The 15,626-nt window shown below is 63.5% G+C and carries 11 protein-coding genes, 2 rRNA genes and 1 pseudogene; 6 read left to right on the forward strand and 8 right to left on the reverse strand.

The genetic code is table 11. The features are described 5' to 3' along the window. A 16S ribosomal RNA gene (locus ASR47_RS00440) occupies positions 1 to 117 on the reverse strand; the annotation flags it as partial. A 575-nt stretch (positions 118 to 692) separates the two neighbouring features. Here ASR47_RS00440 and ASR47_RS00445 point away from each other — a divergent pair. Further along, a complete protein-coding gene (locus tag ASR47_RS00445) occupies positions 693 to 2,642 on the forward strand; it encodes a sigma-54-dependent Fis family transcriptional regulator (RefSeq protein ID WP_065305812.1) in 1,950 nt (649 codons plus the stop codon). Positions 2,643 to 2,647: 5 nt separating this feature from the next. On the opposite strand, the gene ASR47_RS00450 is transcribed toward ASR47_RS00445, so the two are convergent. The 4 genes from ASR47_RS00450 to adh form a co-directional block, all read right to left on the reverse strand. Continuing rightward, positions 2,648 to 3,625 carry an FAD:protein FMN transferase gene (locus ASR47_RS00450; RefSeq protein WP_065305813.1) on the reverse strand — a complete coding sequence of 326 codons (978 nt, stop codon included), beginning with the start codon at positions 3,623 to 3,625 and terminating at the stop codon, positions 2,648 to 2,650. Then, positions 3,622 to 5,757, reverse strand: a complete 2,136-nt coding sequence (locus ASR47_RS00455) for a 4Fe-4S binding protein (protein ID WP_082988627.1) — start codon at positions 5,755 to 5,757, stop codon at positions 3,622 to 3,624. Before ASR47_RS00455 ends, ASR47_RS00450 begins: the two co-directional genes overlap by 4 nt. A 245-nt stretch (positions 5,758 to 6,002) precedes the next feature. Then, complete coding sequence (locus tag ASR47_RS00460) at positions 6,003 to 6,383, reverse strand: DUF779 domain-containing protein (RefSeq protein ID WP_065305814.1); 381 nt, start codon at positions 6,381 to 6,383, stop codon at positions 6,003 to 6,005. A 6-nt stretch (positions 6,384 to 6,389) separates the two neighbouring features. Continuing rightward, complete coding sequence (gene adh, locus ASR47_RS00465; protein ID WP_065305815.1) at positions 6,390 to 7,910, reverse strand: aldehyde dehydrogenase; 1,521 nt, start codon at positions 7,908 to 7,910, stop codon at positions 6,390 to 6,392. A 296-nt stretch (positions 7,911 to 8,206) separates the two neighbouring features. Between adh and pedF the strand changes: the two genes are divergently transcribed. After that, positions 8,207 to 8,707 carry a cytochrome c-550 PedF gene (gene pedF, locus ASR47_RS00470; RefSeq protein WP_082988625.1) on the forward strand — a complete coding sequence of 167 codons (501 nt, stop codon included), beginning with the start codon at positions 8,207 to 8,209 and terminating at the stop codon, positions 8,705 to 8,707. Positions 8,708 to 8,832: 125 nt separating this feature from the next. On the opposite strand, the gene ASR47_RS00475 is transcribed toward pedF, so the two are convergent. Next, on the reverse strand, positions 8,833 to 9,153 hold the full coding sequence (locus tag ASR47_RS00475; RefSeq protein WP_065305816.1) for a high-potential iron-sulfur protein: 321 nt from the start codon (positions 9,151 to 9,153) through the stop codon (positions 8,833 to 8,835). 256 nt (positions 9,154 to 9,409) lie between these two features. Here ASR47_RS00475 and ASR47_RS00480 point away from each other — a divergent pair, with 256 nt between their 5' ends. Genes ASR47_RS00480 through ASR47_RS00495 form a run of 4 tightly spaced genes read left to right on the forward strand, consistent with a single transcriptional unit; the run spans position 9,410 to position 14,470 of the window. Next, the gene (locus ASR47_RS00480; RefSeq protein ID WP_065305817.1) at positions 9,410 to 11,278 is read left to right on the forward strand and encodes a methanol/ethanol family PQQ-dependent dehydrogenase; all 1,869 of its coding nucleotides are present in this window, start codon (positions 9,410 to 9,412) and stop codon (positions 11,276 to 11,278) included. Continuing rightward, a complete protein-coding gene (locus ASR47_RS00485; protein ID WP_065305818.1) occupies positions 11,275 to 11,883 on the forward strand; it encodes a pentapeptide repeat-containing protein in 609 nt (202 codons plus the stop codon). Before ASR47_RS00480 ends, ASR47_RS00485 begins: the two co-directional genes overlap by 4 nt. Before the next feature lie 14 nt (positions 11,884 to 11,897). Next, positions 11,898 to 12,323, forward strand: coding sequence for a c-type cytochrome (locus tag ASR47_RS00490; protein ID WP_082988626.1), 426 nt, complete (start codon positions 11,898 to 11,900; stop codon positions 12,321 to 12,323). A gap of 17 nt (positions 12,324 to 12,340) precedes the next feature. Continuing rightward, positions 12,341 to 14,470 carry a TonB-dependent receptor family protein gene (locus ASR47_RS00495; protein ID WP_065305820.1) on the forward strand — a complete coding sequence of 710 codons (2,130 nt, stop codon included), beginning with the start codon at positions 12,341 to 12,343 and terminating at the stop codon, positions 14,468 to 14,470. A gap of 17 nt (positions 14,471 to 14,487) precedes the next feature. On the opposite strand, the pseudogene ASR47_RS00505 reads toward ASR47_RS00495, so the two are convergent. Both ASR47_RS00505 and rrf read right to left on the reverse strand, forming a co-directional pair. Continuing rightward, positions 14,488 to 15,287, reverse strand: a pseudogene (locus tag ASR47_RS00505) (Wadjet anti-phage system protein JetD domain-containing protein). Positions 15,288 to 15,516: 229 nt separating this feature from the next. Then, positions 15,517 to 15,626 (reverse strand): 5S ribosomal RNA (gene rrf / locus ASR47_RS00510); the annotation flags it as partial.

A 15,626-nucleotide genomic window follows, 5' to 3' on the forward strand; every position in this document is an offset into this window, starting at 1 on the left:
ATATTACTCACCCGTTCGCCACTCGCCACCAGAGCAAGCTCCGTGCTGCCGTTCGACTTGCATGTGTAAGGCATGCCGCCAGCGTTCAATCTGAGCCAGGATCAAACTCTTCAGTTTAATCTCTGTTTAATGTCATTTCTGACAGGTCGGACAGTATCACTACCATCCAAATCTTTTGCATTGCAAAAGATTTGCTCACTCAAAAAACTGACAGGCTACTTCCGGAGAAGTATCCTATTTCATTATTTCTTGTGAACATTTGATATTTTAAGTTTTACGTCAATCCGAAGATCGACGCTGCACTTCATCAAATGCCCACACTTATCGACTGTTAATTGTTAAAGAACGGTATTCGGTGCTACGTTTCGCGCTATCGACAAAGCGTTGTGTTTGTCAGCTGCGAAGAAGGAAGAGTATGAAGCTTATTCAGCATTTCGTCAACCTTCTTTTTTCCCTGCCTTACTCAGCATTTGCATGCATCGTTCAGCGAGGGGGCGAATTATAGCGCTGCCCTGACAGGCCTGCAAGCACTATTTCAAGGCTGGCACTCGCCTTGCTTATTACCGTTACAGCAACAGCGGGCAACTGCGCTTTTGCTCACTTGCGGTACAGGTGCTACATTATGGAACACCTGTGCAGGTACACATAGAGCCACGCCCAAGAGCGGCGGCCAACCGAGACTAGGGACCATCATGCACCGTCCAACTGTGACAGATCTGAACAGCTCCGCCCCCGCGCCCTCCTGGCCGGACAATATGCCGCTGATTATCGAAACCTCGCGCCGTCGTTCCGTTGACTACGGCTTGCGGCCTGAATCCGTTGCTGACTTCAGCCCGCTGGCGCACAGCGACCTCTCCGTGCTGATCGAACAGAACCGGCTGCTGCACGCGCACGCCGTGCCGGCGATGGAGACGCTGTACCAGCAAATCGTCAATACCCACAATATGGTGATCCTGACGGACGCCACCGGCGTGATTGTCCATTCACTGGGCGACGACGATTTCCTGGAAAAAGCCAGCCGGGTCGCGCTGCAGCCGGGCGTGGCATGGTCCGAGGCCAGCAAGGGCACGAATGCGATCGGCACGGCAATTGCCGAAAACTCGCCCACGCTCGTGCATGCGGACCAGCACTACCTGGCCGCCAATCATTTCCTCACCTGCTCGGCCGCGCCGATTACCGACCACCTGGGCAAGGTGATCGGCGTGCTGGACGTTTCCGGCGACCAGCGCAGCTTTCACAAGCACACCATGGCGCTGGTGCGCATGTCGGCGCTGATGATCGAAAACCAGCTGTTCTCGGCCACCTTCGAGGATGCGATCACCCTGCACTTCCATACCCGGCCCGAATTCATCGGCACCTTGATGGAGGGCATCGCCTCGTTCAGTCCCGGCGGGCGCTTCCTGGCCGCCAACCGCAATGGGCTGTTCCAGCTCGGCCTGCCATTCTCGGCGCTGCAATCGCACACCTTCAGCTCGCTGTTCGGCCTGCCCGTGTCAGCCCTGTTCGAGCATTACCGCACGGCCGCGCCCGGCCTGCTGACCCTGTGCATGCACAACGGCGTGCGCGTGTATGGCCGCGCCCAGCTGCGCCTGGCCAACAGCGTGTTCCAGCAATCCTTGTCCGGCGAACGCACGGCGCCAGCCACGCCGGCCGTCGCCGCCAACCAGGCCGCCGCGCAAGCGCGCCGCCTGTCCGGCCTGCGCTATCTGCGCACCGGCGACGCCCAGCTGGAACTGGTGATCGACAAGGTCACGCGCGTGCTGGGGCGCGATATTCCCATCATGATCATGGGCGAGACCGGCACCGGCAAGGAGTTGCTGGCGCAGGCGATCCATAACGATTCGCCACGCGCCATGAGCCCTTTCGTGGCCGTCAATTGCGCCTCGATTCCGGAAACGCTGATCGAGTCCGAACTGTTCGGCTACGAAGACGGGGCCTTTACGGGTGCGCGCAAGAAAGGCGCGGTCGGCAAGATCTTGCAGGCCAATGGCGGCACATTGTTCCTCGACGAGATCGGCGACATGCCGTTCAGCCTGCAGGCGCGGCTGCTGCGCGTGCTGCAGGAACGGATGGTGACGCCTTTGGGTAGCGACAAATCGATTCCTGTCAACGTGGAACTGATCTGCGCCACCAACCACAATCTGCGCGAACGCATGGCGCGTGGGCTGTTTCGCGAAGACCTGTACTACCGGCTCAATGGCCTGGTGGTCAAGCTGCCGCCGCTGCGCGAACGCACCGACCTGGAAACCGTGGTGAGAAAAATCCTGGCGACGGAAGCGGAACACGGCCGCCATCACGTGTCGCCCGAGATCCTCGCGCTGTTTCGCCGGCACCGCTGGCCGGGCAACTTCCGCCAGCTGACCAATCTGCTACGCACCGCCATCGTGATGGCCGGCGACGAGATGGAAATCTGCCTGCGCCATATGCCGGACGACTTCCTCGACGATATCGAGCAAAACCCGGCGCCAGATGCAACTGCGAGCGCCGAGCGCCTGCTGGCCCAGGGCGCCAGCCTCGGCGAGATGGAGCAGTCGGTGATCGCGAAGTCGCTGGCGGCCCACGGCGGCAATGTCTCGGCCACGGCGCGCGCGCTGGGCGTGTCGCGCAATACGATCTACCGGAAAATTCCCGGCCTGAAGTAAGCCTGTCAGGCCGCTTGCGGCGCAAAGCCGGCCGAGCGCCACTCGCGGCCCTGCTTGTCAATCGCCAGCAAGTCGACGCCGGCCAGGCTGGCCGCGAGCAACGCTGCCTTTTCGCGGCCCAGCACCATGAAGGCGGTCGACAGGCCATCGGCCAGCATGCCGGTCGGCGCCATCACGGTGACGCTGGCCAGCTCCTGCGGCGAGTCGCCTGCTGCGGGATCAAAAATATGGTGATGCAGATGGTCCGGCGTAAAGCTGCTTGCATAGTCGCCCGAGGTCGCCACGCCGCAGCCGTTGATGAACAAGGTCGCGGCCAGCGCCTGCTCCCGGCGCGGATCACGCACGCCCAGGGTCCATGGCTGGTGCGCGCGCTTGCGTCCACGTGCGACAAATTCACCCGTGTCGAGCAGCGCATGACGCACGCCATGCGCTTGCACGGCCGCCAGCGCCATATCGGCCGCATAACCCTGGGCCAGACCGTTCAGGGTGATCGCCATGCCCGGCGCCAGGGTTACCCGCCGCGCATCGAATGCGACCTGGCGCCAGTCCACCCGCGCCCTGGCCTGCCGCCGCTGCGCCGGCGCTGGCAAAACACCGCGTGCAAGCGCCTCGTTCCAGGCGCGCCACAAGGGCTGGACGGTAATGTCGAAAGCGCCACGCGTCAGTTGCGACAGTGCTCTCGCCTGCGCCAGCACGGCCAGTAAATGCGGATCAGGCTGATGCAGCACGCCATCGCGGTTCAGCTGATACACCTGGCTGCCTGGCCGGTAAATGCTCATCAGATGGTCGACCCGCTGCGCCGCCGCCAGCGCGTCGGCGATCGCCGTGCGCGCCACCTGTTCGTCGGCGTGCACCAGCGCGATCTGGATGGTGGTGCCAAAGGCCAGTGCCACACCGGTATGCACGGGCGCATGGCGCGGCCAGGCGCAGCTACCTGCGGCGATGGCGCCCAGCGAGGCGGTCAGGAAACTGCGGCGCTTCATGGGGCGGCTCCTGTATCAGAAACAATCGGGATGGTGCGGGCCCGCTTGATTTCCAGCAGGCGTGGCGCGCAGCGCTGCGCGCTTTCATGGATCACCACGCAATCCATGCATTGAAAGCACTCGTCGTACGCCACCTTGCCATCGGGCGCAATGGCCTGGTAGTCGCAGCGGTGGCGGCAGGTCTGGCAAGGCCTGCCGCATTCGCTGCGGCGCGGTATCCAGTCCAGCAGGCGAAATCGGCCCAGCAGCGCCAGCGCAGCGCCCAGCGGACACAGATAGCGGCAGAAGAATTTGTGGATGAACACACTGATCGCCAGCAGCGCCAGCGCGTAAGCGGCATACGGCCAGGCGCGCACGAAGTTGAGGGTGATCGCCGTCTTGAACGGTTCCAGCTCCACCAGCGTGTCGACGGCCACGCCGGTAAGCGCGCTGGCCAGTATCAGCGCCAGCGCCACGTATTTGAGCCGCTTGAGGCGCGCATCCATGGCGCGGCTCACTTTCCACTGCGGCAGGCTGCACAGGCGCGCCAGTTTGCCGGCGCATTCCTGCAGCGCGCCAAACGGGCATAGCCAGCCGCAGAAGGTGCCCCGTCCCCACAGCAGCAGCGAGACCACGACAAAACCCCATAGCGCCACCGTCAACGGGTCGTGCAGCAAAAACGCCAGGCTGCGCCCGGACGCCAAAGCCTGGATCACGCCAGTGAGATTGACGATCGATAGCTGCGCCTGCGCGTGGTAGCCGATAAAGCCGATGGTGAACAGCAGGTAGGCGCCGCGAAACCACTGGAAGCGGCGCGCGTTGCCGCTCAGTTTGCGCGGCCGCGACAAGGCCAGCGCCAGCACCACCAGGCCACACACCAGGATCAGCAAGTCAAGGCGCCGCGCCTGCCAGGCGTCGTGCCAACTGGCGCCGCCCGCTGCGGCAATCAAAAAACGCGACGGTATCTGATAGCTGACCGGCAGCTCACGCGCGATGCGCTCCGGGTAGAACTGGCCCTTGCTGCGCGTGACCGGCACCGTGAAATCAAAGGCGGCGCCGGGATCGAGACCAGCCTCTGCGGGAATGCGAAACACCGCCAGGCTGGCGTCCGCAGGCACGCCAAGACCGGGCACCAGTTTCAGATCGAGATCGAGGTCGCGCATGTCGATCGCCAACTGATGCTGGCGCAGCAGCAGGCGCTCGGGAATGCCGCCGCGCGTAAAGTCGTCGCCGGGCACGCGGTGGCGGCCCGACGAGATCACCAGGATGGCCTGGTCGCCCTGCTCCAGCCAGGGTGCCAGTTTCGCCAGGCTTGCTGCACTGAGCAGGCTGCGCGCCACGGCCGGCACCGACACGCAGGCGAGGTACAGGTCGATAAAGATGGCGTCCGGCTGGCGCAGCGCTTCTTCATCGAGCCGCGCGCCATCGCTGCCCGCGTACAGTTTTTCCATCTGCGCGTTGGTCACCCGCAGATGCCGCAGCACACCGTCGTCCAGCAGGCGCTGGAAGGACAAGGTTTCCGGCCGGTCCGTGCGCACGCGGGCGATGCTTGAGCCCCCCTTGCCGGCGCCAAAACCGAGCTTGCGGCGCGACACCAGCAAGGCCGCCGCCAGCACGCTTTCATTGATGATGCGCACCGAGACCGTGGCCCTGGAAATGCCGTCGATGCTCACGCGCCCGGCATCGGGCTGGCGCGCCTGCCGGCTGTTGGTCTCGATGCGGATATTCTGCTTCAGCGATACGCCCTGGTACTGTTTGACGAACTCGAACAGCGGCGCCTCGCCCAGCCCGTACTGGAACACCGGCTCATGCTGCGACAGCACCTCGACACCGATAAAACGCCCGGCAGGGTCGATCGCCACCAGCAGGTTGACCGGCACGCCCGAGAAACCGGGAATCGGCGCCAGGTCGCCCGATTCGAACACATAGCCGGCCAGTTCACTGCCGCTGCCGCCCTCGCGGAACAGGGGCCAGATCGGCAGTTCGGCATCGCGTTCACCGACCGTCAACGGCGCCGGAAAACGCCGCGCCAGCTCGGCCTGCGTCATGACGCCCGCGTGCACGGGCGAGGCGCCGAGCAGCAGCGCCAGCACGCCGGCCGCCAGGCACAGAATCAGGGCTGCGGCACGCCTGCAGCGCGCGGCTATGGTCATGGTCGTCTCCATTGCTGCTTGTAGTGAGCAGACAGTGGCAATTTGCATGCCTGGCGCGGACGTGGCAAAAAGGAGAGGAAAAGCGGCGGACGCTGTGCAAAAACGGCGCAGTGCCGCGAACAGGACCACCAGGACTGTTACAGGCTGGCACAAAAAAAACTGACGGCCGCAGCCGTCAGCTAAAACCGTGTCCGGGCGAACGGGGAGAAGACGCCCGCATGGTTACGGACCAGGGTGGCAACAAACTAAGTAACTGCTTTCGAAGGACGCGGCAGTTGCGCCAGCTCGTCGTCGGTGAACAGGCGCGAGCGGGTCAGGAAACGGCGGCCGGTACCGTTATCGAGCGAGAACATGCCGCCATTGCCATTGACCACATCAATGATCAGCTGCGTATGTTCCCAGTACGCGAACTGCTCGATGCCCATGTAGAACGGCGTGCCGTCCAGGTTGCCGAGGTAGACGTCGGTGTCGGAGAGATTGAACTCGCCGGCCGCGTAGCACATCGGCGCGCTGCCATCGCAGCAGCCGCCCGACTGGAAAAACATCAGCGGTCCATGCTTGGCCCGCAAGGTGGCCAGCATGTCGAGCGCGGCTGGCGTCGCCGTCACGCGTTCCATGGTCATCATGCCTCCTTAGAAGAAGCCCAGCGCGTTCGGGCTGTACGACACCAGCAGGTTTTTCGTCTGCTGGTAATGGTCGAGCATCATCTTGTGGTTTTCGCGGCCGATGCCCGATTGCTTGTAGCCGCCGAACGCTGCGTGGGCCGGATACAGGTGGTAGCAATTGGTCCACACGCGGCCGGCCTGGATGGCGCGGCCGACACGGAAGGCGCGCGAACCGTCGCGCGTCCAGAGACCGGCGCCCAGGCCATACAAGGTGTCGTTGGCGATGCGCAGCGCGTCGGCTTCATCCTTGAAGGTGGTGACCGAGACCACCGGCCCGAAGATCTCTTCCTGGAAGATGCGCATGCTGTTGTCGCCCTTGAAGACCGTAGGACGCACGTAATAGCCTTGCTCCAGGTCGCCCCCCTGGGTATTGCGCTCGCCGCCGGCCAGCACCTCGGCGCCTTCCTGCTTGCCGATGTCGATATACGAGAGGATTTTTTCCAGCTGTTCCTGCGACGCCTGGGCGCCCAGCATGGTCGACGCATCGAGCGGATTGCCCTGCTTGATCTTCGCCACCCGCTCCAGGGCGCGCGCGATAAACGCTTCGTAGATCGATTCCTGGATCAGCACGCGCGACGGGCAGGTGCACACCTCGCCCTGGTTCAGCGCAAACATGGCAAAGCCTTCCAGGCATTTGTCGAAGAACGCATCGTCGGCGTCCATCACGTCGGCAAAGAAGATGTTCGGCGACTTGCCGCCCAATTCAAGCGTGACCGGTATCAGGTTCTGCGCCGCGTACTGCATGATCAGGCGGCCGGTGCCGGTCTCGCCGGTAAAGGCGATTTTTGCGATGCGTTTATTGGAGGCCAAAGGTTTGCCCGCTTCCAGGCCGTAACCATTGACGATATTGAGCACGCCCGGTGGCAGCAGGTCGCCGATCAGTTCGATCAGCACCATGATCGAGGCCGGCGTCTGCTCGGCCGGTTTCAATACCACGCAGTTGCCGGCCGCCAGGGCGGGCGCGAGCTTCCAGACGGCCATCAAAATCGGGAAATTCCACGGAATGATCTGGCCCACCACGCCGAGCGGCTCATGGAAGTGATAGGCATAGGTTTCGGCATCGATCTGCGCGACCGAACCTTCCTGGGCGCGGATGCAGCCGGCAAAGTAGCGGAAATGGTCGATCGCCAGCGGAATGTCGGCGGCCGTGGTTTCGCGGATCGGCTTGCCATTGTCGATGGTTTCGGCCGTGGCGATCAGCGCCAGGTTCGCTTCCATGCGGTCGGCGATTTTATTGAGGATGTTGGCGCGCTCGGTCTGCGAGGTCTTGCCCCAGGCTTCCTTGGCGGCATGGGCGGCGTCCAGCGCCAGCTCGACGTCTTCCGCAGTGGAGCGGGCCACTTCGCAAAACACCTGGCCCGTGATCGGCGTGATATTGCCGAAGTACTCGCCTTTGACGGGCGCGACGAAGTTGCCGCCGATATAGTTGTCGTAGCGTTGTTTGAAGGGATTGGCTACGCCCAGTTTGCTGATGTCTGCCAGATTCATGTCGTCCTCTTTCTCGTTGTGAGCTTCGGTGTAGCCGCCGCGAGGCGGCCCTTGGGATGTGTCAGGTGGTCCTGATCTCTTGTTTTGCAAATGCCGTGCCAGCAGCCAGACAGCGGCCACCGGTGCGTAACACCCGGCGCGCTGCGTCAAACGGGATCAGGCAGGCGCGCCAGCTGTTCCGTTTCTGAACAATGGAACCGCCATCGCCGCAAACAGCGCTGATGGAGGAGGCGATGGCATACCGATTGCTACTTGGTGCTGGACGCAATCAGCGCATAACCAGAACGGAGACCATCATGACCCCACGCATATCCACCACCACCAACGCCCGGCGCCTGCGCACCCTGCGGCTGGCCGCCGGCGGCCTCGCCTGCATGCTCGCCGCCGCGGTCTGGGCACACGGCAATATGACGCCGCAGGCTGTCGACACATCCACACTGCCACAATTGGGCGCGGAGTGGCGCACGGAAAACCCGTATCGCCAGAACGCGGAAGCGATCCGCATCGGCAGCGCCGCCTTTACCCAAAACTGCGCGCGCTGCCATGGGCTCGAAGCCGTGTCGGGCGGCATGGCGCCGGATTTGCGCAAGCTCGACAACGACTGCGCGGCCCTGCCCGACGCCAGGAAAAAAGATGCTTGCGCGCAGGAGATCGATCAATATGTGCTGGACACGGTGCGCCACGGCCGCTCGCGCAATGGCGCCGTCTATATGCCGCCGTTTGAAGGCGTATTCAGCCAGGAGGCGATCTGGGCGGTAAAGGCCTACCTGGAGACACGGCGCGAAGTGCCGCTGTAGGCTGTGGTGGTGTCGGGTTACGCGCTTGCGCGCTAACCCGACCTACGCACCTTGATAACACGTAGGTCGTTAGGCCCATAGGGCCATAATCCGACACATTGTTAACCGTGCCGTATCACGTCCCCTTACCCCGGCACTTTCGCCCACGCGATACACCAGCCCGGCGCCGCAATCTGCTTGCGGCCGAACATGGCGCAGCCGCCCCAGGCATCGTCCTTTTTCCCCTGGAAGAAAGAACAGTTGGCACAGTGCTGGGCCGGCTTGTGCTGCGGGTATTTTTTGGCATCGACCTTGCCCGTGTCGTGGCGGTAGCCGAGCGCCCTGGCCTGGTCGCTGTCCTCGTCGACTTTCGGCGCGCTCGACTGTGCGCTGGCGAGCGAGGCGGCGCCCATGCCGCCGACGGCGAGCAGTTGGCAAAGAAAATGGCGGCGCGGTGCTTGGTGCATGGTGGTCTCCTGTTGTAGTTATCAAAAAGGCGCATGGCGGCCTTCCCGCTCCCAACAGCAACCCTTGTGCCAGCAGGGTACTGCCAGGGGCAACAACCTCACCCTGTTGCAAAACAGGACAGCGCGGCAGCGCTGACTGTGGCAGGACGATGCACAGGTCACCACCGTCACCGTGAAAAAAGCCTGGCACGCATGTTGCTCAAATCCCCACAGCGACCACGTCGCACCACCATAAAAACCAGCAAGGGAGACCAGCATGCAGCCACACTTTCCACGTCCGATCGCTTTCGCCATCCTCGCCCTGATCGCCGGCGCCGTATCGGCCGCCGACACCAAAGTCAGCTGGGACGATATCGCCAACGCCGACAAGGGCACGGCCAATGTGCTCAGCTATGGCCTGGGTCTGAAAGCACAGCGCCACAGCCTGGCGAAGAAAATCAGCACGAAGAATGTCGACCAGATCGTGCCGGCCTGGACTTTCTCGTTCGGCGGCGAAAAACAGCGCGGCCAGGAAGCGCAGGCGCTGGTGCACGACGGCATCATCTATGTGACGGCCTCGTATTCGCGCCTGTATGCACTCGATGCGAAAACCGGCAAGCAGCTGTGGGCCTATGAACACCGCCTGCCCGACGATATCCGCCCCTGCTGCGACGTGGTCAACCGCGGTCCGGCCATCTATGGCGACAAGGTCTATTTCGGCACGCTCGACGCGCGCATGGTGGCGCTGAACAAGAACACCGGCAAGGTGATGTGGAACGAAAAATTCGGCGACCAGAAGCTCGGCTACACGATGACGGGCGCGCCGTTCGTGATCCGCGAAAAAGGCGGCCGCGTGCTGCTTATCCACGGCAACTCGGGCGATGAATTCGGCGCCCAGGGCTGGCTGTTCGCGCGCGATCCGGACACCGGCGCGGAAGTGTGGGCGCGCCCGCTGGTCGAAGGCCATGTGGGCCGCGCCGATGGCAAACCCAGCACCCCGACCGGCGACGCCAGGGCGCCCAGCTGGCCGCGCGACAAGGACGGCAAGCTGCGCGAAGCGTGGGAACACGGTGGCGGCGCGCCATGGCAGACGGCCTCGTTCGACCCGGAGACCAATACCATCGTCATCGGCGCCGGCAACCCCGCGCCATGGAACACCTGGGAGCGCACCAGGGAAGGCGACGATCCACGCAACTGGGACAGCCTGTTCACCTCGGGACAGGCCTATGTCGACGCCAGCACGGGCGAACTGAAAGGCTTTTACCAGCACACGCCGAATGACGCCTGGGATTTTTCGGGCAACAACTCGGTGGTGCTGTTCGACTACAAGGACGCCAAGACTGGCAAGCTGGTCAAGGCTTCGGCCCACGCCGACCGCAACGGCTACTTCTATGTAACGGATCGCACCAAGCTGGCCCTGGGCGCCGGCTATCCGAACAAGCCGACCTCGCTGATCAACGCCTGGCCTTTTGTCGACGGCATCAACTGGGCCACCAGCATCGACCTGAAAACCGGCCGGCCGGTGGAAAACGGCAAGCGCCCGCCGCTGCCGGAGGCGGGCGCCGACAAGGGCAAGGCGGTGTTCGTGTCGCCGCCATTCTTGGGCGGCACCAACTGGATGCCGATGTCGTATTCGCCCGACACGGGCCTGTTCTATATCCCCGCCAACCACTGGGGCATGGACTACTGGACCGAGCAGATCCACTACAAGGCCGGTTCGGCCTACCTGGGCCAGGGCTTCCGCATCAAGCGCCTGTATGAGGACCATATCGGCACCCTGCGCGCCATCGATCCGAAGACCGGCAAGATCGTCTGGGAAAACAAGGAGAAATTCCCGCTGTGGGGCGGCACATTGACCACCGCCGGTGGCCTGTTGATCACCGGCACGTCGGACGGCTTCGTGAAAGCTTTCGACGCCAGGACCGGCAAGGAACTGTGGAAGTACCAGACCGGCTCCGGCGTGGTGTCCGTGCCCGTGACGTGGGAACAGGATGGCGAACAGTATATCGGCCTGTCGAGCGGCTATGGCGGCGCGGTGCCGCTGTGGGGCGGCGACATGGCCGAGCTGACCAAGCAGGTGACGCAGGGCGGCAGCTACTGGGTCTTCAAGCTGCCGAAAGCACCATCGCGGGTGGCCAGCAAATGAGAACCGCGCCGGTTCGCCTCGCAGCGACCAGCGCGCTGCTGTGCTGGGCCCTGTGCCTGGCACCGCATGCCGACGGCCAGGTCATCCAGGGCGCCAGCGCGCCCGAGGTCACCATTATCAGCGGCTGCCATCTGTGGCCCTATGCGCAGTGCGCCAACGCCGACCTGCGTGGCGCCAACCTGGTCGGCAAGGATCTGCACGGCGCCGATTTTCGCGGTGCGCGCCTGATGCGGGCCAATCTGCGCAGCGCCAACCTGGCCGGCGCCCTGCTCGATGGCGCCGACCTGACGGGCGCGATGGCATACTCGCTCCATGCACCGGGCGCCTCGTTCAGGCATGCCATCCTGGCCGGCGCCAACCTGGAAACGAGCCGGCTGATGCGGGCCGACATGGACGGCGCCGACCTGCGCGGCGCCAGCCTGGAAGCGGCGCGCCTGAACCTGGCCAGCCTGGTGGGCGCCAGCCTGGTCGACGCCGACCTGCAGGAAGCGAAATTCTGGGGCGCCAACCTGAAAAACGCCAATCTTGAGCGCGCCATCGTGCGCTTTGCCATTTTCCCCGACGCCAACCTGGAGGGCTGCACCGGCTGCCCGCCAGGCTGGTAATACCGGAGAGCGCCATGCACAGACTGCTTCTGCTGTTGCTTTTCCCATTGACCGCGCAGGCGAGCGAAACGATGCCGTCGCGCGGCGCCCCGGCCGCCATCGCCCTGGGCCGGCAGGTATTCCAGACCAACTGCGCCCGCTGCCACGGCGCCGAGGCGACCCAGCCTTCGGCCGAAGCGCCGGACCTGCGCCGCCTGAACGTCTTTTGCCTGCAACTGAAGGACGGCGCACTGCAGGCGCGCTGCCTGCAGGATGTCGACGCCTACTTTATGATGGCGGTCAAGGCGGGCAAGGTGCGCGCCGGCATCGTCTACATGCCGCCGTGGCGCGATGTGCTAACCGAGCGAGAGATCCGGGCCGTGCGCAGCTTTGTCGACAGCCGTCCTCCGGCCACGCCCCGCCTGAAGACCAGCGTCGACCTCGACCACGCGGCACACTAGCCCCCACTGGAGAATTCATGAAGCCGTACCGTTACCGTTTGAACGCCGTCGCCGCCTTGTTCGCGCTGGGCGGACCCGCCGCCGTGCTGGCGGCAGAGGCACAGGCAGCGAGCTTGCCCATCGCCGACGTGGTGGTGGTCAGCGCCACCCGCGTCGGCCACCCCAGCTTTGACCTGCCGGCCGCCATCGACGTGATCGACAGCACACGCATCCAGGACGGGCAGATTCGCGTCAATGCCTCCGAAGCGCTGGCCGCAGTACCGGGCCTGGTGGTGCAGAACCGCCAGAACTATGCGCAGGACCTGCAGATTTCATCGCGCGGCTTCGGCGCCCGCTCGGCGTTCGGGGTGCGCGGCGTACGCCTGATCAGTGACGGCATCCCGGCCAGCATGCCCGACGGCCAGGGCCAGGCGGCCACTTTCAATCTCGACACGGCCGAGCGCATCGAAGTGCTGCGCGGGCCGTTTTCGGCCATCTACGGCAACCACTCGGGCGGCGTGATCCAGCTGTTTTCGAAAGATGGACAGAACCCGCCATCGGTGGAGCTGAACGTCACCGGCGGCAGCGACGGCACCAGCAAGGTGGACCTGAACGCCCAGGGCGAGGCCAACGGCATCGGCTACGTGCTCGACGGTTCGCGCTTTCGCACCGACGGTTTTCGCGACCATAGCGCCGCCACGCGCGAACAGGCGTTCGGCAAGATCACCGTCAAGCCGACGGCCGACAGCAAGCTGACCATCGTCGCCAACAGCCTGCACCAGGGTAATACGCAAGATCCGCTGGGCGCCACCTGGGCCACGTTTGAACGCGACCCGCGCGCGGGCGAACTCGATGCGCTGGACCCGCAAAATCCGAAACGCACGCTGGCCGAGCGCTACAACACGCGCAAGAGCATCGATCATCAGCAGATCGGCGCCACCTGGGAACAGCGCTTCGGCGACGACCGCCTGCGCGTGATGGCGTATGGCGGCAACCGCGACGTGATCCAGTACCAGGCTTTTACCAAGGGTTTCCAGGCGCCGGCCACCCATTCGGGCGGCGTGGTCGATTTCCAGCGCGATTTCTATGGCGTCGACAGCAACTGGACCCATGTCAACCAGCTGGCCGGCGGCAAGCTCAGCACCACCATCGGCGTCGACTATGGCCGCTCGAAGGACGACCGCAGCGGCTATGAAAACTATATCGGCGAGGTGTTCGGCTTGAAGGGCCGGCTGCGCCGCGATGAACAGGACGTGGTCTCCAGCCTCGACCCCTACCTGCAGGCCGAATGGCAAAGCGGCCCGTGGATGCTGAGCGCCGGTGTGCGGCACAGCAGGATGAAGGTGGCGGTGGACGACCATTACCTCGGCAACGGCAACGACAGCGGCAGCGTCGAATACAGCCACACGACGCCCGTGCTGGGCCTGCTGTACCAGCTCAACCCGAACCTGAACGTTTATGCCAGCGCGGCGCGCGGTTTCGAAGCGCCGACCCTGAACGAACTGTTTTATTCGGGCGCCGGCAGCGGCTTCAACTTCAAGCTGAAACCGGCCACCAGCACCAACCTGGAAGCGGGGTTCAAGGCGCGCATCAACAACAATACGCATGTGAATGCGGCCGTGTTCCAGGTCCATACGAACGATGAACTGGTGGTGGACGTATCGAGTGGCGGGCGCACCAGCTACAAGAACGCCAGCAAGACGGTGCGCCAGGGTATCGAGGTGTCGCTGGAGTCCAGCCTGGCCTACGGCTTCACGACCCGCTGGGCGCTGACCAGTTTGCACGCCGTGTATGACGAGGCATTCGGCGCCGTCGCCAAGGGCAGCCGCCTGCCCGGCGTGCCGAGCGCCAACCTGTTTGCGGAACTGGCATGGAAGGACAACCTCGACCGTTTCGGCGCGGCGTTTGAAACGGTGGCCAGCAACAAGGTATATGCGGAAGACAGCAACCGCGAAAAACCGGCGCCCGGCTATACCGTGTTCAACGCGCGCGTCAATGCCAAACAAAGCGTGGGCAACTGGCGCTTCAAGCAGTTCGCGCGCCTGAACAACCTGTTCGACAAGACCTATGTAGGGTCTGTCATCGTCGGCGACAGCAACAAGCGCTATTACGAAGCGGCGCCGGGACGCAACTGGCTGCTGGGCGCCAGCGCGCAGTACCTGTTCTGATCGAACAAGCGGGGTTGTTAATGTCGATCACCTTGCTCTGCGTCCTGGGCTGCAAAAATCGCGGCGCGTACAGAGTGAAATCCGAGGCGCTCCTGTTCCATGCGCAGGCGTTCGCCCAGGATGTCGTCACGCAGCGTTTGAAATAATACATGCTCGTCCGGCGTCAATCGGCTCAAGTTGCCGGTATAACGTTTGTGCGCCTCTTCACTGCCCCACAAGGGGCGATGCGCTTCCAGCGTCGCCGTATCCATCAGCATGGAGCGCGCTTGCGGCAACAAGCCGCGCAAGCGGTCGAGAATCGCAAAGCAGTGCGTATCGATATCGCCCAGTAAATAATCTGCCTGTCATCGAGCCAGCGCACCTCGTCCAGGCGCTCGATGCCATAGCCGCCAAAGATTACCATGCTGTCGGGCACATCCGGAAAAGCCAGGCCGTTGATTTCATTCTCGGTAATGAAGACCCGTTTGACCGTGGTGCGCAAGGCGGCGAACTGCGCCACCGGCACGCTCAGGTCGGACAGGCCGCCGATATGATGGCGGACGTCGAGCAAGCGAAAACGGATCAGCGCCGGCTTGGCCAGCAAGCCATAACGCGCCTCAAATTGACGCGCGCCAACGGCATCCGCATTGATGGCTTCTGCCGGCAACAGCTGGTCCAGCAGTTCCGCCAGCAGGGCCTTGCGCGTTTCAATGAACTTGCCATCCACGCCGGCAATATCGAGTTCGCGCAAATACAACCCCGGCCGTGGATGGGCGACAAACCATTGCAGGATCGCCAGGATGCGCGCCCATGCGCCCGACTGTTCCAGCACGGTCATCGGACGGCGCGCCAGTCAGACGACTTTCCAGCCGTAGGTCGGCTTGGCGCGCAAGCGCGTAATCCGACACCACCACGGTCGCGGCCAACAATGTTGTCGGATACGGTCGCAGCCAACAATGTTGTCGGATTACGGGCCTGCGGCCCTAATCCGACCTACGCTCTTTTCACCAGACGAAAAAAAACCCCGCTCATCACTGATCGGGGTTTTTCTCTACTGCGAATAACAAGCCTGACGATAACCTACTTTCACACTGGTTGCAGCACTATCATCGGCGCAAAGTTGTTTCACGGTCCTGTTCGGGATGGGAAGGGGTGGGACCAACTTGCTATGGTCATC

Origin of the sequence: Janthinobacterium psychrotolerans (genome assembly GCF_001677885.1) — a bacterium.
GTDB lineage: Bacteria > Pseudomonadota > Gammaproteobacteria > Burkholderiales > Burkholderiaceae_D > Janthinobacterium > Janthinobacterium psychrotolerans.